Raw genomic sequence first — 18,883 nt, forward strand, 5'->3', positions numbered from 1 at the left:
CTTCCTTAGTTGGAGGCTTTGAGCCGGAGCCCCTGCATTCCGCCGTCGACCGCGAGCGCGGTCCCGGTGGTCGCACCGGCTTCGGGGCTGGCGAGGTAGGCGATCGCCGCGGCGACCTCCTCCGCGCTCACCAGGCGGCCCATTGGCTGCCTGGCGTTGAGTGCGGCACGCTCCGCGTCGGGGTCGTCGGCAGAGTCGAGCAGCCTGCCGACCCACGGAGTGTCCGCTGTGCCCGGGTTTACGCAGTTGACCCGGATGCCTTCGCGTATGTGGTCCGCGGCCATCGCGAGCGTCAGCGACAACACCGCGCCCTTGGTCGCGCTGTAGAGCGCCCGCTGCGGCAGCCCCGCGGTAGCCGCGATCGAGCAGGTGTTGACGATCGAGGCATGCCCGGACTTCCTGAGGTACGGCAGCGCCGCCCGCGCGACCCGGACCATGCCGAGCACGTTGACGTTGAACACCTTCTCCCACTCGCTGTCCGGGTTGTCCTCGATGGTGCCCTGCGCGCCGATACCCGCGTTGTTGACGAGCACGTCGATGCCGCCGAGGCGGTCGGCGGCCTCCGCGACCGCCGCACGTACCCCCGCGTCGTCCGTCACGTCGACCTTGATCCCGATGAACGGCTCGCCGGGCGGGTTGATGTCGAGGCAGGCGACCTGCATGCCGCGTTCGGCGAGCAGGGTCGCGGCGGCCAGGCCGATCCCCGAGCCGCCGCCGGTGACGATCGCTTTCAGACTCACGCGTCCCTCCAGACCTCGCCGCCGGGGAACGTGTGGGCGGCGATCGACACTGCATGCATCTCCGCGCTGAAGCCGGGCGTGGACGGTGCCACGTACCTGCCGTTGCGGATGACGACCGGGTCCACGAAGTGCTCGTGGAGGTGGTCGACGTACTCGATCACGCGGTTGTCCATGGAGCCGGTGACCGTCACGTAGTCGAACATCGACAGGTGCTGCACCAGCTCACACAGCCCGACACCGCCCGCGTGCGGGCACACCGGCACGCCGAACTTGGCCGCGAGCAGCAGGATCGCCAGGTTCTCGTTGACGCCGCCGACTCTGGCCGAGTCGATCTGCAGGTAGGAGATGGCGTTGGCCTGCAGGAGCTGCTTGAACACGATGCGGTTCTGGACGTGTTCGCCGGTGGCCACCGGGATGGGCTCGATGCCCCTGGCGATGGCGGCGTGGCCGAGCACGTCGTCGGGGCTGGTCGGCTCCTCGACCCAGTGGGGGTTGAACTCGCGCAGCGCATTGATCCACTCGATGCCCGAGCCGACGTCCCAGCGCTGGTTGGCGTCTATCGCGATCGGGAAGTCAGGGCCGCAGACCTCGCGGGCCACCCTGAAGCGGCGCCGGTCGTCGTCGAGATCGGCGCCGACCTTGAGCTTGATCTGCGTGAAGCCCTGGTCGAGCGCCTCCTTGCACAGCCTGCGCAGCTTTTCGTCGTCGTAGCCCAGCCACCCGGGGGAGGTCGTGTAAGCGGGGTAGCCGTCCTCGATTAGCCGACTTATCCGCTCTTCCTTACCCTCCTCCGCATTTCTCAGGATCTGAAGGGCTTCGTCGCGCGTGAGGGCATCGCTCAGGTAGCGGAAGTCGATGAGATCGACGATCTCCTCAGGGGACATCTCGGACAGCAGCCGCCACAACGGCTTGCCCGCCCGCTTGGCCTTGAGATCCCACAGGGCGTTGACCACGGCGGAGATCGCCATGTGCATGACGCCCTTCTCCGGGCCGAGCCAGCGCAGCTGCGAGTCGTTGACCATCTCTTTGTAGAGCCCGCCGAGGTCTTCGACGTCCCTGCCGATGACGTACGGCTGAAGCGCGCTGATGGCGGCGGTCTGGATGTCGTTGCCGCGCCCGATCGTGAACGCGAACCCGTGCCCCTCGAACCCGTCATCGGTCTTGAGCACGACATAGGCCGCGGAGTAGTCGGGATCGGGATTCATCGCGTCCGAGCCGTCGAGCTCCCGCGAGGTCGGGAAACGCACGTCGTGCGTCTCCATCCCGACGATCCGGTACGCGTCTGGGGTCGTCATGCCTGCCCCACCGTCTGGCGCTGCCGCCCGAGCCCTTGGATCTCCAGCTCCATCACGTCACCCGCACGCAGGTACGGCTGCCCCGGCATGCCCATCGCCACGCCGGCGGGCGTGCCGGTATTGATCACATCGCCTGGCTCCAGGACCATGAACTGGCTCAGGTAGCGCACGATCTCGGCCACATCGAAGATCATGTTCTTCGTGTCGCCGTCCTGGCGCGTCTCGCCGTTCACCCAGAGGCGCAGGGCCAGGCTCTGCGGGTCGGCCACCTCGTCCGCGGTCACCAGCCAGGGGCCGAGCGGGTTGAACGTCTCGCACGACTTGCCCTTGTCCCACTGGCCGCCGCGTTCGAGCTGGAACTCACGCTCGGAGACGTCGTTGGAGATCGCGTACCCGGCGATCACGCCGAGCGCCTCCTCCCGGCTGCTCAGGTAGCGGGCCTCCTCGCCGATGATGATCGCCAGCTCCACCTCCCAGTCGGTCTTCACGCTGCCCCGCGGGACGAGCACCTCGTCGTACGGGCCGATCATGGTGTTGGAGGCCTTCATGAACACGACCGGCTCGGCCGGCACGTCCTGACCAGACTCGGCGGCATGGTCGCTGTAGTTCAGGCCAATACAAACGATCTTGCCGGGACGCGCAATGGGGGCGCCGATCCGCAGCCCCTCGGCTTCGACGACGGGCAGAGCACCGCGCTCGAGCGCGTCCCGGACGCGCGCCACTCCCCCGGAAGCGAGGAAAGCCCCATCGATCTCGGGCTCTCCGATGTCGCGCAGGTTACCGGCGTCATCCATGACCACCGGGCGCTCCTGGCCGACAGGTCCTACTCGCAGCAGCTTCACACCGCATCCTTCACATATACATCGGATGTCTCGTTTCATGATGCTCGTGCGACCAGCCGGAGCATGTCAAGGGCGCCGAGAGGGATACATCCGATCCGTGACCTCGAAAGACACCCCTGAGAGACGGTCGGCGTCTGTGAATCGACTTAACCGCTCCGATGGCTACGTTCACATACACGAATGTACGCCCCCCAAAACATCGGAGGTAAAACCCACCTCAAGGCCTGTCGCCGAGGCGGTCACGCGCAGGTCACGGCTGCGATCAGTACACCTACCCGCAATCGAAAGCGATTCGCCGAAGCAGGCACACCACCACAGCCACACAGGGGATGTCAGTCACCACTGGGACCACAAGAACCTGTCGCCGCCGGGACCCCCTTGCCCCCGCCCCATGGGGCCATCGCGCAACTACATTCCTCCTTGACGACCGTACAGGGACGTAATAGAACACGTTTCAGTAGGGTATTTAACCAAGCGCTTGATCAAGAGGGTGAATCGGGTGCACATCGACCTCGTCGACAGGGACATTTACGCGACAACCGGACCACCACACGAGCAGCTAGCCTGGCTCCGCGCGAACTCCCCCGTCCACTGGCACGAGGGCGCGCCAGGCTTCTGGGCCGTCACCCGATATGAGGACGTGGTCCACGTATCGCGGCACTCCGACCGGTTCTCCTCGTACAGGAAGCTCGCCCTGTTCGAAGAGCTGGCCCAGGAGCAGATCGATCTCCAGCGGCACATGATGCTCAACCAGGACCCGCCCGAGCACACGAGACGGCGTTCCCTGGTAAATCGGGGTTTCACCCCGCGCCAGATCAACGCGCTTGAACAACACATCCGCGACATCTGCGACGACCTCCTCGACAAATGCACCGGCGAGATCGACTTCGTCACCGAAGTCGCCGCGCCGCTCCCGCTGTACGTGATCTGCGAACTGCTCGGCGCGCCCGTGTCCGACCGCGACAAGCTCTTCACCTGGTCCAACCGCATGATCGGCAGCCAAGACCCCGACTACGCCCCTTCCCCCGAGGAGGGCGGGGCCGCCGCCATGGAGGTCTACGCCTACGCCAACCAGCTCGCGGAACAGCGCAGGTCCAACCCCAGGAACGACATCGTCACCAAGCTCCTCCAACCCGACGAGAACGGCGAGACGCTCGACGAGAACGAGTTCGACCTCTTCGTCCTACTTCTGGTGGTCGCGGGCAACGAGACCACCCGCAACGCGGCATCCGGCGGCATGCTCACCCTCTTCGAGCACCCGGACCAGTGGGACCGCCTGGTTGCCGACCCCACCCTCGCCAAGACCGCCGCCGACGAGATCGTCCGCTGGGTCTCCCCGGTCAACCTCTTCCGCCGCACCTCCACCACCGACCAGGTGCTGGGCGGACAGGAGATCAAGGCCGACGACAAGGTCGTCGTCTTCTACGCCTCCGCCAACCGCGACACCACGGTCTTCCCTGACTCCGAGGTCTTCGACATCACCCGCGACCCGAACCCGCACATCGGCTTCGGAGGCGGCGGCGCCCACTTCTGCCTCGGCAACCATCTGGCCAAGCTCGAACTCCGGATCCTCTTCGAACAACTGGCCCGCCGCCGCCCCCACCTCCACCAAACGGGCCCGGCCCGCCGGTTGCGCTCGAACTTCATCAACGGCATCAAGGAACTCCCCGTCACGGTCGGCTGACCCGCCCTCGATCGCCCCCCTCCGACCGACACCCACCGCGTCGCACCACACCCACCGAGACGGTGCGTCGCGCTCCCTGCGGTGCGATGCGGCCGTCCGGTGCGACGTGCCCGCCGAGGCGGCATGACGCGCCCACCCGCGCAGTGCACCGAGCCCCGCTCGTCGCGGGGGGGGCGCCCGCTCAGTGCGATGCGGCTCGCCCGCTCGCGCCATGTAACGCACTTCTCGTGCGGTGCACACGCCTCCCGGGGCGATGCGGCCTGCCGGCTCGTGCCATGTGACGCACTTCTCGTGCGGTGCACACGCCTCCCGGGGCGATGCGGCCTGCCCGCTCGTCACGGGTGGCGCCACGACACCGCCCCGGCGTGGGCGTCGCCCCCGGTCATGCGGCGCCCGTGGCGTGGCCGGCTGGGTAATCGGAAGCGGGAGCGGCGGCGGGCGGCGCGGATGCGGCGGAGGATGCGATTCGTGCGTTCCGGTCCGGGCTGCCAGCCGCGCTCGATCAGGGCGTTGGCCACGTGGTGGAGGAGGTCGGCGATCTGGCCGGGGATCACGTCCCCCCGGACGGCGATCACGCGCCAGCCCCGCCGCCGGACCTCCTCGCGGCGGTCGGCGTCACGTTGCTGGTCGGCGGCCGCGGTGTGGTGCTCCCGGCCGTCGTACTCGACCGCGATCTTGAACTCCTCCCAGCCCAGATCGAGGTACGCGAACCGGTCTTCGTCCAGCTCGACCCTGATCTGGGTGCTGGGCCTGGGAAGGCCGGCCTCGACGAGGATGACCCTGAGCCAGCTCTCTCTGGGAGAGGCGGCGCCCCGGTCGGCCAGAGCGAGTGTGTCACGCAGCCGCCAGGAGTTGAACGGGCGGTGCCACAGCGCTTCGAGATCCACACCCTTGCGGGCGAACTGGTCGAGGATCGCCACCGCCTCCATGCGCGGCAACCAGCGAGCGCAGTCGAGGGCTGTGCGCTCCATAGTGGTGAGGCGCACGCCCTTGTGCGTGGTGATGTCCTCGGGCGCAAGGGGCGCCGTGTAGGTGACGCAGCCGGGGAGCGCCAGATGGCTGGGGGCGGTCAGCTCTATGGGCCAGTCGGGCTCTGCGGCCGGCAGGACGTTCAGGCCCCAGATGTGTGCGGCCGTCTGGCGGCAGGCGACGACCTGCGGGACCGCTCGGGTGGCTCGACCGGCGCGCTCGATCGGGGAGGGACGGGAGAAGGGGTAAGGGGCCGGAGCGAGCGGTGCTTTCGGAGGTGGTGCTACGCGGGCGCCGACCGGCTCTCCCTCAGAGGCGTCGGGGCCGATGGCCTGGAGGGCGAGGGGCGCGGCAGCGGGGAGGCTGGGTGCGGGGTGGGGCTGGGGCATGGCGCCAAGGGTGCTACGGCGGGCCGGCGTGCTGGGCGGCCGAATGGGATTCTGTGGATGATGGCCGGTTATCCACAGGGCGTGGGGCGACCATCCGTGCTCTGAGACAGCGGGAGGTGTGCGTGGAGGTGCTAAGGGTGCAGCGAGAGACCCTTCAGAACCTTGTCCACGCCGTTCTTCGGCCCATGGACCGCCACCCCCACCAGCGCCAGCTCATCGGCCTCCACCGCCCGCACGGCCGCCCGATTGTCCGCGTCGTGCCCCGTCTTGAACATCTCCTCGATGTAGACGGACACGTCCATCCCGCGCCCCAGCGCCTTCTCCCGGACGCCCCGTAGTTCCGCCACATCAGCCGTATAGACGAGCACAGGCTGCCGGAGCATCGGCAGGTACGAATTGCCCGACCCGTCCTCGTACGGCTCCCCCATGACCCCCGGCACCCCGCCCGCCACCGCGCTGGACAGGAAGGCGGTGACGTTGAGCTTCTGCCATGCGGCCAGATCCGCGCGGACCACAATGCCGATCTTGGTGTCGAAACGCATGGCCACGAGTCTCCACGCTTCGCCCCGGTCGCGTCTTGAACGCTCGTGCGGAACAGGAACAGCTAGGCCATGAAGACCGGCTGCCAGTCGGGCACCTCGTGGTAGCGCCGCAGCTCCGCGACGCCCGCCAGGATCCCGCCCCACGCCGCGTACGGAGGCCGCTCCCCGTCGAACCCGCTCTGCACCAACGTCAGCCGCGTCTTCCCCTCCGACCCCTCCAGCTCCCATGTCCCGACGCCGGTGCCGCCCCAGTCCAGGGAGAACTTACGGCCGGGCTCGAGCTCGAGCACCTTGGCCGGGCTCGGGTCGTTCGCCAGGCCGCCCATCGCGAAGCGACCGCCCACGTACGGCTCGATCTCGATCGGGAACCCGAACCACCGCGTCACCGCCTCCGAGTCGATCAGCGAGTCGAACACCTGCGACGGCGAGGCGTCGATCGTGACCTCGGCACGCAGGTCCGGAGAGGTGTAGTCGGACTTGGGCGTGAGTTCGCGCCCCTCGAAGTGCTCGGCCAGGTTGGCGAGGGCCTGGCACCAGTACGTCTGCAGCACCCCTCGGATGCTCTTGCCGGTGATGACGTCCTGGAAGTCGAAGTGCGTCTGCGACAGCGACACGATGGTCGCGTCCCCGTCCTCCTCCAGCCGGAACTCGGTGGTCGTCTCCTCGCCGTCCAGCAGCCACGCGAACCGCACCGTACGCTCGTCGGCGTACAGCGGCCGCTGGTGCGGCACGTCCCCTTCAGGCGTGGTACGCCCCCAGAACCCGAACCGGCCGGGCAGCTCCACCTCGGCGTGCTCCGCGAGCCAGATCCGCAGCACGGCCGGGTCGGTGAGCGCGTGGCGCACCTCCTTGAGAGGCGCCTGAATGCGGGCACGAAGAATCATGGGCTCGGTCATGGTCACTTGCTCCTCTGACGACTCTGGTGACTTTCGCGACTTCAGGGTTGGTTAGCGTCGGTCCCCGGCCGATCCGCGGGGCTGCCGGTGGTCGCAGGCTGGTCGGGGGCCTTGGGATAGCAGGCGACGGCGAGCTTGAACGCGTCCCCTTCCGCCCCGCCATACCGCGTGAACAGGTCCTGCAGCATCGACTGCAGATCGTTCAGGAACTCCTGACGCTTCTCGGGCCGCACGTGGATCTCGCCGGACAGCCCGACCGACGGCAGCTCGGGCGCGCTCCTGTCGAGTGCTGCGATGTCCGCCTGGACCTCCTCCATGAGGTCCAGCAGATAGCCGAGGCTCAGCTCGTCGCGGGCCTTGCGCAGCCCGATCCGGCCCACCAGACGAGGCGACAGCCAGTACGAACGCGCGCCGGCCTGGTAGATGCCCTCGTGGATCCCGCGCACCTTGCGCTCCGACACCAGGTCCACGAGGCCCGCCTCGACCAGCCGCTTGACGTGGTAGTAGACCCGCTGCGGCGTCTGGCCGAGCCGTTCGGCGACCTCTGAGCACGTACGCGGCTCGGCCAGCTGCCGCAGCACCTCCACGCGCTGCGGCTTGAGCAGTGCCTCGGCCTGCTCGATCTCTTCCAGGTACAGGACGTCTCTCATCGCAAAAACAATCCTTTACGTAAAAATTTGGTTTGTCAATAGAGGTGGCGACAATGGATGGATGGCACATGACTGGTCCCGATACTGGCGGTCGCCGGACCGGCCGCTGGAGGCCATGCATGCCCACTTCGAGCGGCACGTGTACCACCGGCACAGCCACGAGACGTACTCGTTCGGGGTCACCGAGACCGGCGCGCAGTCGTTCACCTGCCGCGGCTCGGCCCACACCAGCGCGGCAGGCATGGTCATGGCCTTCAACCCCGAGGACCCCCACGACGGCCACGCCACCAACGCGCTCGGCTTCACCTACAAGATCGTCCACATCGGCACCGATCTCGTCTCGAACGCCCTCACGGACGTGACGGGCCGCCATACGGGCCTGCCGCTCTTCGCCGCCCCCGTGGTCGACGACCCCGTCCTGGCGAGCGCGCTGCGCGAACTGCACGCGGCCCTCCTGAGCGGCGAGGCGACGGCGCTACGGCGCGACGAGCTGCTCACGAGGACGATCGCGGCGATCGTACGGCGAGCGGCGACGACCCCGATCCGCCCGGCCGCCCGGCCCGGCAGATCGGCCGGAGTCGCGCGGCAGGCCAGACAGCTACTCCACGACCGGCTCAGGGACGATCTCACGGCCGACGACCTGGCAAGGGCCACAGGCGCCAGCCGGTACGCGGTCTACCGCGCGTTCCGGTCCGAGTACGGGATGGCCCCGAGCGACTACCAGCGGCAGCTACGGCTCAGAGAGGCCCGCACCCTGATCGCCGGCGGCACGCCACTCGGCGAGGCGGCCATGGAGACGGGCTTCGCCGACCAGAGCCACCTGACCCGCTGGTTCACCCGCTACTTCGGCCTCACTCCGGGCACCTACCGCGAGGCGACCACGGGGGCGTAGACGGTCAGCGCGAACCACGGAGCCGGTGAACTTGCGCGCCGTTACGGCGGCGCGCCACTGACCGGTCAGCGGCCGTCTCCCTGGACAGACGTGAGCCGGCGACGGCGGTTGGCTGACCACGGCAACGCGTAAAGGATGGAAGCAGCCGGCGGCACGCTTCCTGGACAGACGCGAGCGAATAACGGCGATCAGGGCCAAGAGTCCTCGTCGGGATCGGCGCCGTCGGACAGGAGCCGCAGATCGGACTCGACCATCATCGCGACCAGCTCGTCGAACGACACACTGGTTTCCCAGCCCAGCTGCGCCCGCGCCTTCTTCGGGTCCGCGCACAGCAGGTCCACCTCGGCCGGACGGTGCAGCGTCTGGTCCGTCACCACGTACCGCTCCCAGTCCAGCCCCGCGGCCGAGAACGCCGCCTCCACCAGCTCCCTGACCGACTTCATCCGCCCTGTCCCGATCACGTAGTCCTCGGGATTGGCCGCCTGCAGCATCAGGTGCATGGCCTTCACATAGTCGCCGGCGAACCCCCAGTCCCGGCGCGCCTCCAGGTTCCCCAGCCGCAGCTCCGTGGCCAGCCCCAGCTTGATCCGCGCCACCCCCAGCGAGACCTTCCTGGTGACGAACTCGGCTCCCCGGCGCGGCGACTCGTGGTTGAACAGGATCCCGGACACGGCGAACATCCCGTACGACTCGCGGTAGTTCTGCGTGAGGAAGTGCCCGTACGCCTTGGCCACCCCGTACGGCGAGCGCGGGTGGAAGGCAGTGCGCTCGGTCTGCGGCGTCTCGCTGACCTGGCCGAACATCTCAGAGGAGGAAGCCTGATAAAAGCGGATCTGTCCGGACGAGCCCGAGCCTCGCGACACGCCCGAGCACACCCGGATCGCCTCCAGCATGCGCAACACGCCCATCCCGGTCACCTCCGCCGTGAGCTCGGCCTGCTCCCACGACATCGGCACGAACGAGATCGCCCCCAGGTTGTACACCTCGTCCGGCTGAACCCGTTCCACAGCCGAGATCAGGGACCCCTGGTCCAGCAGGTCTCCCCGCACCACCTGCACGTCGGAGAGCAGCTTGCGCATCCGGGAGACACGCGGGTTCGCCTGCCCCCGGGCCAGGCCCCACACCTCATATCCCTGCTCGAGCAGGTGCTCCGCTAGGTAGGAACCGTCCTGGCCGGTGATGCCGGTAATCAGAGCGCGCCTGGCCAAGGGTCCTCCAACTATCACGAACCGCGTCCTTTTGGGACGGGAATGTACAGGTAAGCGCGCCGACAGGGCATCGGGCCCACCTAGAACGTGTTCCACCGAACCACGCTCGGTTACAGCAACGTCGCAGTTCGCACGACGTGTGACAGCCAATGTGAACAATTCCAGCCGACCTACCGAATGGTAGCCTTCTCGGACTAAGGTCATCTTCACGGTACACGCCCGTCTCAGGGCCCAACCGGCGGAGAAAGGGGTGTCCGTGCAGGAGCCAACGCAGGGTGTCTCCGGGGAACGGCTGCGGATCGCGCTGCTGTCCTACCGCAGCAAGCCCACCTGTGGGGGCCAGGGCGTCTATCTCCGCCACGTAAGCCGCGAGCTGGTCGCGCTCGGCCACCACGTCGAGGTGTTCTCCGGACAGCCCTATCCCGAGCTGGACGAGGGCGTCATTCTGCGCGAGGTGCCCAGCCTCGACCTCTACCGCGACGAGGACCCGTTCAGAACTCCCAAGCTGCACGAATACCGCGACTGGATCGACTGGCTCGAAGTCGGGACGATGTGGACCGCCGGGTTCCCCGAGCCGCTGACGTTCACGCTGCGGGCCTACCGCGAGCTGAAGAAGCGCGTCGGCGACTTCGACGTCGTGCAGGACAACCAGACCCTCGGGTACGGCCTGCTCGGCATCCAGCGGATGTTCCCCGTGGTCGGCACCATCCACCACCCGATCAGCGTCGACCGGCGCATCGAGCTCGAGGCCGCCACGGGCGGGAAGAGGCTGAGCCTGCGCCGCTGGTACGGGTTCGTGAAGATGCAGTCACGCGTCGCGCCCCGGCTGAGCCCGATCCTGACCGTCAGCGAGTCGTCGCTGGCCGACATCCACCGCGACTTCAACGTCCCCCAGGCGAACATGCGCCTGATCCCCCTCGGCGTCGACACCCGCTACTTCCACCCGCGCCCGGACAAGCCCAGGCGCAAGGGCTCGATCGTGGCGGTGGCCAGCGCGGACTCGCCCATGAAGGGCGTCGCGACACTGCTGCGGGCGGTCGCGAAGCTGGCCACCGAGCGCGACGTGTACCTCACCGTCGTCAGCCGTCCCACCCCCGGCGGCCCGACCGAGCAGCTCGTCCAGGAGCTGTCACTGGAAGACCGGGTGCGTTTCGTGCACGGCATCTCCGACGACGAGCTGGGCGAGCTGATTGCCACCTCGGAGATCTCGGTCGTCCCCTCCCTCTATGAGGGCTTCTCGCTGCCCGCCGTCGAGCACATGGCCTGCGGCACGCCCCTGGTGGCCAGCCGTACGGGGGCACTGCCCGAGGTCGTCGGCGACGCGGCCATCCAGGTGGCCCCCGGCGACCCCGAGGAGCTGGCCACGGTGCTGCGCCGCCTGCACGACTCCCCTGAAGAGCGCGAACGGGTCGGCAAGGCCGGATACGAGCGTGTCATGGAGCGCTACACCTGGCACGTCGTGGCCAGGAGAACCGTCGAGGCGTACCACGAGGCCATCGAGAACCACAAAAAGAGAGGCAACCAGTGCTGACCGTGGACTTCGCCCGGCTTCCCGTCGGTCCCGGCGTGCGCGTGCTCGACCTGGGCTGCGGCGGCGGCAGGCACGCCTTCGAGGTGCTGCGCCGGGGGGCGGACGTGATCGCGTTCGACATGGACCAGTCAGAGCTGGACGGCGTGGCGGCCATGTTCGTGGCGATGGACAAAGCGGGCGAGGTGCCTCCGGGGGCCAGCGGGCAGATCGTCCAGGGCACGGCGCTGGACATGCCGTTCGAGGACGGCAGCTTCGACCGGGTCATCGCGGCCGAGGTGCTGGAGCACATCCCCGACGACATGGCGGCCATGCGCGAGATCTTCCGCGTGCTCAAGCCGGGCGGCACGGCGGCCGTGACCGTGCCGAGCTTCCTGCCCGAGCGCATCTGCTGGGCGCTGGACGAGGCATACCACACCGCTCCCGGCGGACATGTCCGGATCTATACGCTGGCCGAGCTGTCGGCGAAGCTGAAGGCCACCGGGTTCAAGATCGGCCCGCACCACCACGCCCACGGACTGCACGCGCCGTACTGGTGGATCAAGTGCGCCGTCGGCGTCAACAATGACGACCACCCGCTCGCCAAGGCGTACCACGAGCTGCTGGTCTGGGACATCATGAAGCGCCCCGCCGCGACCAGGATCGCCGAAGCCGTGCTCAACCCGATCATCGGCAAGAGCGTGGTCCTCTACGTCAGGAAGCCATGATCTCCCCCGCGGAGGTCGTGCGGACGGCCGAGAGCATCGCGGCGATACAACAGGACGACGGCGGCATGCCCTGGCCGGAGGGCCACATCGACGCGTGGAACCACGTCGAGTGCCTCATGGCCATGTCCGTCGCGGGCCTCAAGGAGCCCGTACGGCGCGGCTACGCCTGGCTGGCCCGCCACCAGCGCCCCGACGGCTCCTGGCCGATGAAGCTGGTCGACGGCGTGCCCACGGAGCTGGGCGGCGAGACCAATCACGCCGCCTACGTCGCCGCCGGGCTCTGGCACCACCACCTCGTCACCGGTGACCAGGCGTTCACCGAGGAGCACTGGCCCATGGTCAAGGCCGCGCTCGACTACGTGGCGGGGCTGCAGACCGAGCGGGGCGAGATCGTCTGGGAACGGGACGCGCACGGCAGGGCCTCGACGTACGCGCTGCTCACCGGCTGCTCGTCCATCCACCAGGGGCTGCGCTGCGGCGTGCTGCTGGCCGAGCACTTGCAAGACCCGCAACCCCACTGGGAGTTGGCCGCCGACCGGCTGGCCCACGTGTTGGCGGCCCATCCCGAGGCGTTCGCGGACAAGAGCCGCTTCTCCATGGACTGGTACTACCCGGTGCTCGGCGGCGCGGTGCGCGGGCGGCAGGCGTTCGAGCTGCTGGAACGGGAGTGGGCGACGTTCGTGGTGCCCGGGCTCGGGATCAGGTGCGTGTCCGACCAGCCGTGGGTGACGGGGGCGGAGACGTGCGAGCTGGTGCTGGCGCTCGACGCGCTGGGAGACCGGGGGCGGGCCGTCACGCTGTTCGGGGACGTGCAGCATCTGCGGCACGCGGACGGCTCGTACTGGACAGGGTGGCAGTTCGCGAACCGCAAGCACTTCCCTCACGAGCGATCCGGGTACACGGCCGCCGCGGCCGTCCTGGCGGCGGACGCGCTGCTGGAGCTGACGCCGGGCTCTGGGCTGTTCCGGGACATCGCCGGGACGTCGGTGTCCGATCCGGAGAGCTGCGGGTGCGCCGCCGGCACCGGGCTGGTACGTCTCGAGGACCTCTGACCTGGCCTGATCATCAGGCACAAGCGCTTTTGCGGGTTCTTTGCCCCCGAAATCCGGTGCGCCGCCGATGATCGGCGCAATGGGCTTACTAGCTTCGGAGTGACTCGTACGAGGCGTCTTCGGGGGAAGCGTGGGCGACGCGGGCACAACATTGTTCTTGGACCAGGTCAGGACCGAGCCGACATTGCCCAGAGCGGCGGGGCTGCGGCGGCTCCTGGCCAAGGATCCACAGGAGTCCGATCTGAGCCGGCGACGGTTCCGGACCAGAAGTGGAGCCTCCCGGTCGGCATTCAACGACGCCGAAAGATCGTACGTCTTCGGCTTCAACGCGGTGATGTCCCGGGAAGTTGAGAAGGTTGAGGAAATCTCGGCTGAGCAGCGGCCCTTCGGCTACGAAGGGGCGGCGGCGGCCTGCACCGTACTCGACCTGCTCACGCTGACGCGGGGCCGGCGCCTTCACGAGCTACTCACCGGCCCCGCCCAGCATCACCGCCACGCCGCCTACCTCGGAGCCGGTCGCGCGTACGCGCTGCTGCGGCTGCGGCCCGTACGGGGAGCTCGGCGGGCGCATCCGCTGCTGCGGTGGCTGGCGGTGGACGGGTTCGGCTTCGAATGGAGCCTGACCAGGGCCAATCGCATGGTGGGCGAGCGCACGATGCCCGACCTGCTCACCAGAGGGCACTGCGCGGTGTTCGACCAGGGGCTGGGGCGGCTGCTCTGGTACCACGACTGCGCCTCGCCCGGCGACGTCTCCGCCAGGATCGGCGGATACCCGCCGGGACGGCGGGCCGACCTGTGGAGCGGGGTCGGGTTCGCGGCCACGTACACCGGCGGGGCCGAGTCCGACGAGCTGTGGTGGCTGACCGAGCACGCCGGCGCCGACGGGTTCCGCGCCCATCTGGCGCAGGGGTGCGCGTTCGCCGTGGCCGCCAGGCTGCGGTCAGGGACGCTGCCGGACCACGCGGCGCAGGCCGTGCCGATCCTGGCGGGCGCCGAGCCGGAGCAGGCGGCCTCGTGGACGGACCAGGCGCTCATCGCGCTCGGGCACGAGGCGCACACGCACGAGGACTTCCAGCACTGGCAGTCCCAGACCCGCCGCTCCTGGACCCGCCGCCACCGTTACTGATCGGGGTCAGATACCAGGGCCGACGCGTTCGAGCACGCGCAGCGACCCCTCCACCGACACCTCGCTGAACGCGCCCGACCGCACCGCCCGCTGATAGATCCGGTACGGCGCCTGCCCCCCATCGTTGGGATCGGGATAAATGTCGTGGAAGACCAGTGCCCCGCCCTCCATGACGTGCGGCGCCCACCCCTCGTAGTCCCGGGTCACCGGCTCATCGGAGTGCCCACCGTCGATGAACAGCATGCCCAGGGGCGCGTGCCAGAGCTTGGCGACCTGCTCCGACCGGCCCACGACGGCGATCACCTCGTCCTCGAGCCCCGCCGCCGCGATCGTCGCCCTGAACGTCGGCAACGAGTCCATCTTCCCGAACCGGGGATCCACCAGCGTCGGATCGTGATGGGCCCAACCGGGCTGAATCTCCTCCGAGCCCCGGTGATGGTCCACGGTGACGACCACTGACCCGGCCTGCCTGGCCGCCGCGCCGAGGTAGATGGCCGACTTGCCACAGTAGGTGCCGATCTCACCGATCGGCCCGAGCTTGCCGTACTGGCAGGCCGCCTCGAACAGAGCCAGCCCCTCGTTGGCCGGCATGAATCCCTTGGCGTGCTTCGCTGCGTGGCGCAGCTCTGACGGCATCGACATAGGGAAGCACCCTAGCCGAACCGAATAACATTCCAGGAGGCCCTTGCAGGGCTCTTCTGAAACCTGTTCTACTTGCAACGTGAATCAGCGCGCTCGCATCGCGATGTCGGACGACGACGTCACCGCGTTCCTCGAGAGCTCACGCAAGCTGCAGCTGGCCACCATCAACCCGGACGGCACGCCGCACCTGGTGACCATGTTCTACGGGCTCGACGAGGGACGCATCACCTTCTGGACCTACACGAAAGCCCAGAAGGCCCGCAACCTGGCGCGCGATCCCCGGGTGAGCTGCCTGGTCGAGACCGGCGACGATTACGGCGAGCTGCGCGGCGTCCTGGTGTACGGGAAGGCCGAGCGGGTGGACGACCGCGACCGCGTCATGGACGTCGGCATGATGGTCGCCCGCCGGATGACTCCGGGCGTACCAGACGAACTGCTGCGCCCGTACGTGGACAAGACCGGACAGAAGCGGGTTGCGTACGTCGTCGAGCACACCAAAGTGGTCTCATGGGATCACAGGAGGCTCACGTGAAAATCAAGCTGGACGAGCTGGTCTGCGAGGCCAACGCCGTGTGCATGGGGCTCGCGCCGGAAGTGTTCGAGGTGGACGACGACGACCAGCTCCACATCCTGCTGCCGGAACCACCCCCCGAGCTGCAGGACCGCGTCCGCCACGCGGTCAGGTCCTGCCCCAAAGCCGCCCTGTCCCTCGAGGAATAGCCAGCCCTACGCCTGAGTTCGAGGAGGAACCCCCCATGCGCGCCGCGATCCTGCACGCCGTAGGCAACGACAAGCTGGACATCCGCGACGACGTCACCCTGGCCCCCGTCGGGCCGGCGGACGTACGCGTACGGATCAAGGCAACGGGCGTCTGCCACTCGGACCTGTCGGCCATGACCGGCGTCCTGCCACAGCCCGTGCCGCTGGTGCTCGGGCACGAGGGCGCGGGCGAGGTGGTCGAGGTGGGCGAGCACGTCACCTCGCTCAAGCCGGGCGACCACGTGGTCATCAACTGGCGGCCGGGCTGCCAGGAGTGCGACCTGTGCCTGGGCGGCCAGCCGTACCTCTGCATCAAGTACGTCGTCGAGGCGTTCAGCAAGGGCAACTTCCGCTTCGGGGGCGACGGGGCGACGGCGTTCGGGATGGCCGGGTGCGGCACCTGGGCGGAGGAGATCGTCGTGCCGTGGCAGGGCGCGATCAAGATCGACGAGGACGTGTCGTGGGAGGCGGCGGCCCTGATCGGCTGCGGCATCACGACCGGCGTGGGCGCCGCGATCAACACCGCCAAGGTACGCCCGGGCTCGACGGTCGCGGTGATCGGCTGCGGCGGCGTCGGCCTGTCGGTCATCCAGGGCGCCCGCGTCTCCGGCGCCAGGACGATCCTCGCGGTCGACCCGCTGGAGTCCAAGCACGAGCTGGCCAAGAAGGTGGGCGCGACGCACGCGGTCACCCCGGAGCAGGTTCCGGAGGCCATCAACGAGCTCACCGCCGGCGCCGGCTTCGACTACGGCTTCGAGGTGGTCGGCAAGTCGGCCACCATCCAGAGCGCCTGGCAGATCACCCGGCAGGGTGGCGACGTCATCGTGGTCGGGGCGGGCGCGCTGGACGACATGGTGTCGATCTCGGCGTTCAGCCTGCTGTTCGAGGGCAAGAACCTGCTGTCCAGCCTGTACGGGGAGGCGGACGTGCGCCACGCCTTCCCCTACTTCGCCAAGCTCCACAAGGCCGGCAAGCTGGACCTGGAGTCGATGATCAGCGCCCGCATCCGCCTGGCGGACCTGAACGACGCCGTGGCGGCGTTGCGGAGCGGTGAGGTCCTCCGCCAGATCGTCCTCATGGACTGATGTCTGCTGCAGTCGAAGAGGTCGTTGTCCGCGTCTGGTTGACGTTGTCGGTGTTCAGGTTGAGCTGACGTGTCTTGTACACGTGAACGTCGCGGAGTACGGAGCGGCGGCTCATGTCACTCGGCACGGATCACGGCTTTACGCTTGCCCGCATGACGATTCGCCTCAGAAACTCCGAGGACATGGACGCTTGCGTTGAGGCACTCGCCCAGGTCCAGGCCGCCGACCGCTATCCCGTGGACTGGCCGGACGATCCTTGGGGCTGGCTGAACCCGGCCGATCTGACGTCGGCCTGGATAGCGATCGAGGCGGGCGCCGTGCATGGCCACGTCGGTCTCACCCGGGACGCGGAGATCGTCCGTCTGTTCGTGACCCCGGCAGCACGCGGGCAGAGTGTGGCCGCCCAACTTCTGGACTCGGTCCGCGCCGCTGTGCGGGGGCCGCTGAAGCTGGAGGTGTCCTCTGAGGGCAGGGCGGCCATCGCGTTCTACGAACGGTCCGGCTGGCGCAGGGTGGGCAGCAGCCGCGCTGACTGGGTCAACACAGCCGGTGAGCCCGCGCTGCTACACCACTACGTGAGCCCGTAGAGCCCCACTGGAACCACGGCAGCATGTGTTCCTCCAGCCGACTTCCTGGAAGGGACAACTGACCGCGCACGGGCCATGGAGGCCGCCCGCGTCACCGGCGAGCGGCCTTCAATGTGATCGATGGCGGATGGCCGCAGCGGCGAGAGTGGCCGGCCCGAATCGCGGGCGTTGCGCCGGCGCACCCGCTGAGGATCTTCAACGCTGCGTGCGGGGGGTGGAGCCCCCTGGGAGGCGCTGTCTGTAACCCCTGGCGCGCAGCGCCCCCGTGGAAGGCCTTGCTTCTCCCCTAGGTGGTCGAGAAGGCGGCGTCGAAGGCGGTGGCCGGTGGGGTGATGGAGTTGAGCTTGCGGATGTACGCCAGAGCCTCCCTGGCCCCGTCGAGCCGGTCCATCCCAGCGTCCTCCCACTCGATCGAGATCGGCCCTTCGTACCCGATCGAGTTCAGAGCGCGGAAACAGTCCTCCCACGGCACGTCGCCCCGTCCCGTGGAGACGAAGTCCCAGCCGCGGCGCATGTCCGCCCACGGCAGGTGCGAGGACAGGCGGCCCTTGCGGCCGTCTCCGACGCGCATGCGCGTGTCCTTGCAGTCCACGTGGTAGATCCGGTCCTGGAAGTCCAGGATGAACCCGACCGGGTCCAGGTCCTGCCAGACCATGTGGGACGGGTCCCAGTTCAGGCCGAAGGCGGGGCGGTGGCCGATCGCCTCCAGGGTCCGCTGGGTGGTGTAGTAGTCGTACGCGATCTCGCTCGGATGGACCTCGTGGGCGAAGCGCACCCCGACCTCGTCGAAGACGTCGAGGATCGGGTTCCAGCGGTCCGCGAAGTCCTGGTAGCCGGCCTCCACCATCGAAGCGGGCACCGGCGGGAACATGGCCACCGTGTGCCAGATCGACGACCCGGTGAAGCCCACCACCGTGTCCACGCCCAGCAGCGAGGCCGCCCGGGCCGTGTTCTTCATGTCCTCGGCCGCGGCCTGGCGTACCGACTCGGGGTCGCCGGAGCCCCAGATGCGGGCGGGCAGGATGGCCTTGTGCCGCTCGTCGATGAGGTCGCATACGGCCTGGCCGACGAGGTGGTTGGAGATGGTCCAGACCTTGAGCCCGTGCTTGTCGAGCTGGGCGCGCTTCTGCTCCACGTACGACGGGTCAGCCACGGCCTGGGCCACGTCGAAATGGTCGCCCGAGCAGGCGATCTCCAGGCCGTCGTAGCCCCATTCGGCCGCCAGCCTGCACACCTCCTCGAACGGCAGGTCGGCCCACTGCCCCGTGAACAGGGTGACAGGTCGCATGA

20 protein-coding genes are annotated in these 18,883 nt (G+C 68.6%); 10 read left to right on the forward strand and 10 right to left on the reverse strand.

What is annotated here, in order from left to right; all coding sequences use genetic code 11:
* Positions 1-5: 5 nt before the first annotated feature.
* Genes AB0J09_RS05215 through AB0J09_RS05225 form a run of 3 tightly spaced genes read right to left on the reverse strand, consistent with a single transcriptional unit; the run spans position 6 to position 2,877 of the window.
* Positions 6-740: an SDR family oxidoreductase gene (locus AB0J09_RS05215; protein ID WP_360685383.1), complete on the reverse strand. Its 735-nt coding sequence runs from the start codon at positions 738-740 to the stop codon at positions 6-8.
* Positions 737-2,035 carry an L-fuconate dehydratase gene (locus AB0J09_RS05220; protein WP_360685386.1) on the reverse strand — a complete coding sequence of 433 codons (1,299 nt, stop codon included), beginning with the start codon at positions 2,033-2,035 and terminating at the stop codon, positions 737-739. The genes AB0J09_RS05215 and AB0J09_RS05220 overlap by 4 nt, the downstream gene beginning before the upstream one ends.
* Positions 2,032-2,877, reverse strand: coding sequence for a fumarylacetoacetate hydrolase family protein (locus AB0J09_RS05225; RefSeq protein WP_360685389.1), 846 nt, complete (start codon positions 2,875-2,877; stop codon positions 2,032-2,034). The genes AB0J09_RS05220 and AB0J09_RS05225 overlap by 4 nt, the downstream gene beginning before the upstream one ends.
* Before the next feature lie 499 nt (positions 2,878-3,376).
* Between AB0J09_RS05225 and AB0J09_RS05230 the strand changes: the two genes are divergently transcribed.
* Positions 3,377-4,561 (forward strand): cytochrome P450, encoded by a 1,185-nt coding sequence (locus AB0J09_RS05230; RefSeq protein ID WP_360685392.1) that lies wholly within the window; start codon positions 3,377-3,379, stop codon positions 4,559-4,561.
* A 335-nt stretch (positions 4,562-4,896) separates the two neighbouring features.
* On the opposite strand, the gene AB0J09_RS05235 is transcribed toward AB0J09_RS05230, so the two are convergent.
* The 4 genes from AB0J09_RS05235 to AB0J09_RS05250 all read right to left on the reverse strand — a co-directional run bounded on the left by AB0J09_RS05235 (position 4,897) and on the right by AB0J09_RS05250 (position 8,007).
* A complete protein-coding gene (locus AB0J09_RS05235) occupies positions 4,897-5,919 on the reverse strand; it encodes a DUF559 domain-containing protein (protein ID WP_360685395.1) in 1,023 nt (340 codons plus the stop codon).
* A gap of 131 nt (positions 5,920-6,050) precedes the next feature.
* Positions 6,051-6,461 (reverse strand): DUF2000 domain-containing protein, encoded by a 411-nt coding sequence (locus AB0J09_RS05240; protein WP_360685398.1) that lies wholly within the window; start codon positions 6,459-6,461, stop codon positions 6,051-6,053.
* 62 nt (positions 6,462-6,523) lie between these two features.
* On the reverse strand, positions 6,524-7,357 hold the full coding sequence (locus tag AB0J09_RS05245; RefSeq protein ID WP_360685401.1) for an SRPBCC domain-containing protein: 834 nt from the start codon (positions 7,355-7,357) through the stop codon (positions 6,524-6,526).
* Between the two features lie 41 nt (positions 7,358-7,398).
* Positions 7,399-8,007, reverse strand: a complete 609-nt coding sequence (locus AB0J09_RS05250) for a helix-turn-helix domain-containing protein (protein WP_360685404.1) — start codon at positions 8,005-8,007, stop codon at positions 7,399-7,401.
* A 61-nt stretch (positions 8,008-8,068) separates the two neighbouring features.
* Between AB0J09_RS05250 and AB0J09_RS05255 the strand changes: the two genes are divergently transcribed.
* On the forward strand, positions 8,069-8,899 hold the full coding sequence (locus tag AB0J09_RS05255; protein ID WP_360685407.1) for an AraC family transcriptional regulator: 831 nt from the start codon (positions 8,069-8,071) through the stop codon (positions 8,897-8,899).
* A 188-nt stretch (positions 8,900-9,087) separates the two neighbouring features.
* Here AB0J09_RS05255 and AB0J09_RS05260 read toward each other — a convergent pair whose 3' ends face one another.
* A complete protein-coding gene (locus AB0J09_RS05260; protein WP_360685410.1) occupies positions 9,088-10,107 on the reverse strand; it encodes a GDP-mannose 4,6-dehydratase in 1,020 nt (339 codons plus the stop codon).
* Positions 10,108-10,363: 256 nt separating this feature from the next.
* Between AB0J09_RS05260 and AB0J09_RS05265 the strand changes: the two genes are divergently transcribed.
* From AB0J09_RS05265 to AB0J09_RS05280, 4 genes are all read left to right on the forward strand, one after another.
* Complete coding sequence (locus tag AB0J09_RS05265; protein ID WP_360685413.1) at positions 10,364-11,638, forward strand: glycosyltransferase family 4 protein; 1,275 nt, start codon at positions 10,364-10,366, stop codon at positions 11,636-11,638.
* Positions 11,632-12,342 carry a methyltransferase domain-containing protein gene (locus tag AB0J09_RS05270; protein WP_360685416.1) on the forward strand — a complete coding sequence of 237 codons (711 nt, stop codon included), beginning with the start codon at positions 11,632-11,634 and terminating at the stop codon, positions 12,340-12,342. The genes AB0J09_RS05265 and AB0J09_RS05270 overlap by 7 nt, the downstream gene beginning before the upstream one ends.
* The gene (locus AB0J09_RS05275) at positions 12,339-13,394 is read left to right on the forward strand and encodes a prenyltransferase (protein WP_360685419.1); all 1,056 of its coding nucleotides are present in this window, start codon (positions 12,339-12,341) and stop codon (positions 13,392-13,394) included. The genes AB0J09_RS05270 and AB0J09_RS05275 overlap by 4 nt, the downstream gene beginning before the upstream one ends.
* 157 nt (positions 13,395-13,551) lie before the next feature.
* Positions 13,552-14,520: a DUF1702 family protein gene (locus tag AB0J09_RS05280; RefSeq protein WP_360685422.1), complete on the forward strand. Its 969-nt coding sequence runs from the start codon at positions 13,552-13,554 to the stop codon at positions 14,518-14,520.
* Positions 14,521-14,526: 6 nt separating this feature from the next.
* Here the strand turns inward: AB0J09_RS05280 and AB0J09_RS05285 are convergent, their stop codons facing one another.
* Complete coding sequence (locus AB0J09_RS05285) at positions 14,527-15,156, reverse strand: class I SAM-dependent methyltransferase (RefSeq protein WP_360685473.1); 630 nt, start codon at positions 15,154-15,156, stop codon at positions 14,527-14,529.
* 85 nt (positions 15,157-15,241) lie between these two features.
* Here AB0J09_RS05285 and AB0J09_RS05290 point away from each other — a divergent pair, with 85 nt between their 5' ends.
* From AB0J09_RS05290 to AB0J09_RS05305, 4 genes are all read left to right on the forward strand, one after another.
* Positions 15,242-15,694, forward strand: coding sequence for a TIGR03618 family F420-dependent PPOX class oxidoreductase (locus AB0J09_RS05290; RefSeq protein ID WP_360685425.1), 453 nt, complete (start codon positions 15,242-15,244; stop codon positions 15,692-15,694).
* On the forward strand, positions 15,691-15,882 hold the full coding sequence (locus tag AB0J09_RS05295) for a ferredoxin (protein ID WP_360685428.1): 192 nt from the start codon (positions 15,691-15,693) through the stop codon (positions 15,880-15,882). Before AB0J09_RS05290 ends, AB0J09_RS05295 begins: the two co-directional genes overlap by 4 nt.
* Positions 15,883-15,917: 35 nt before the next feature.
* Positions 15,918-17,006 carry a Zn-dependent alcohol dehydrogenase gene (locus AB0J09_RS05300; protein ID WP_360685431.1) on the forward strand — a complete coding sequence of 363 codons (1,089 nt, stop codon included), beginning with the start codon at positions 15,918-15,920 and terminating at the stop codon, positions 17,004-17,006.
* A 152-nt stretch (positions 17,007-17,158) separates the two neighbouring features.
* Complete coding sequence (locus AB0J09_RS05305; protein ID WP_360685434.1) at positions 17,159-17,593, forward strand: GNAT family N-acetyltransferase; 435 nt, start codon at positions 17,159-17,161, stop codon at positions 17,591-17,593.
* A gap of 286 nt (positions 17,594-17,879) precedes the next feature.
* Here the strand turns inward: AB0J09_RS05305 and AB0J09_RS05310 are convergent, their stop codons facing one another.
* On the reverse strand, positions 17,880-18,881 hold the full coding sequence (locus AB0J09_RS05310) for a sugar phosphate isomerase/epimerase family protein (RefSeq protein WP_360685437.1): 1,002 nt from the start codon (positions 18,879-18,881) through the stop codon (positions 17,880-17,882).
* Between the last annotated feature and the right edge of the window lie 2 nt (positions 18,882-18,883).

It is taken from the genome of Nonomuraea sp. NPDC049784, assembly GCF_040659615.1.
In the GTDB taxonomy this organism is placed as follows: Bacteria; Actinomycetota; Actinomycetes; order Streptosporangiales; family Streptosporangiaceae; genus Nonomuraea.

What these genes read in the sequence shown, in the direction of transcription:
- AB0J09_RS05220 (WP_360685386.1), bottom strand. Translation starts at nt 2,035, where the DNA reads ATGACGACCCCAGACGCGTACCGGATCGTCGGGATGGAGACGCACGAC.
- AB0J09_RS05235 (WP_360685395.1), bottom strand. Translation starts at nt 5,919, where the DNA reads ATGCCCCAGCCCCACCCCGCACCCAGCCTCCCCGCTGCCGCGCCCCTC.
- AB0J09_RS05240 (WP_360685398.1), bottom strand. Translation starts at nt 6,461, where the DNA reads ATGCGTTTCGACACCAAGATCGGCATTGTGGTCCGCGCGGATCTGGCC.
- AB0J09_RS05245 (WP_360685401.1), bottom strand. Translation starts at nt 7,357, where the DNA reads ATGACCGAGCCCATGATTCTTCGTGCCCGCATTCAGGCGCCTCTCAAG.
- AB0J09_RS05250 (WP_360685404.1), bottom strand. Translation starts at nt 8,007, where the DNA reads ATGAGAGACGTCCTGTACCTGGAAGAGATCGAGCAGGCCGAGGCACTG.
- AB0J09_RS05255 (WP_360685407.1), top strand. Translation starts at nt 8,069, where the DNA reads ATGGCACATGACTGGTCCCGATACTGGCGGTCGCCGGACCGGCCGCTG.
- AB0J09_RS05275 (WP_360685419.1), top strand. Translation starts at nt 12,339, where the DNA reads ATGATCTCCCCCGCGGAGGTCGTGCGGACGGCCGAGAGCATCGCGGCG.
- AB0J09_RS05285 (WP_360685473.1), bottom strand. Translation starts at nt 15,156, where the DNA reads ATGCCGTCAGAGCTGCGCCACGCAGCGAAGCACGCCAAGGGATTCATG.
- AB0J09_RS05300 (WP_360685431.1), top strand. Translation starts at nt 15,918, where the DNA reads ATGCGCGCCGCGATCCTGCACGCCGTAGGCAACGACAAGCTGGACATC.
- AB0J09_RS05305 (WP_360685434.1), top strand. Translation starts at nt 17,159, where the DNA reads ATGACGATTCGCCTCAGAAACTCCGAGGACATGGACGCTTGCGTTGAG.
- AB0J09_RS05310 (WP_360685437.1), bottom strand. Translation starts at nt 18,881, where the DNA reads ATGCGACCTGTCACCCTGTTCACGGGGCAGTGGGCCGACCTGCCGTTC.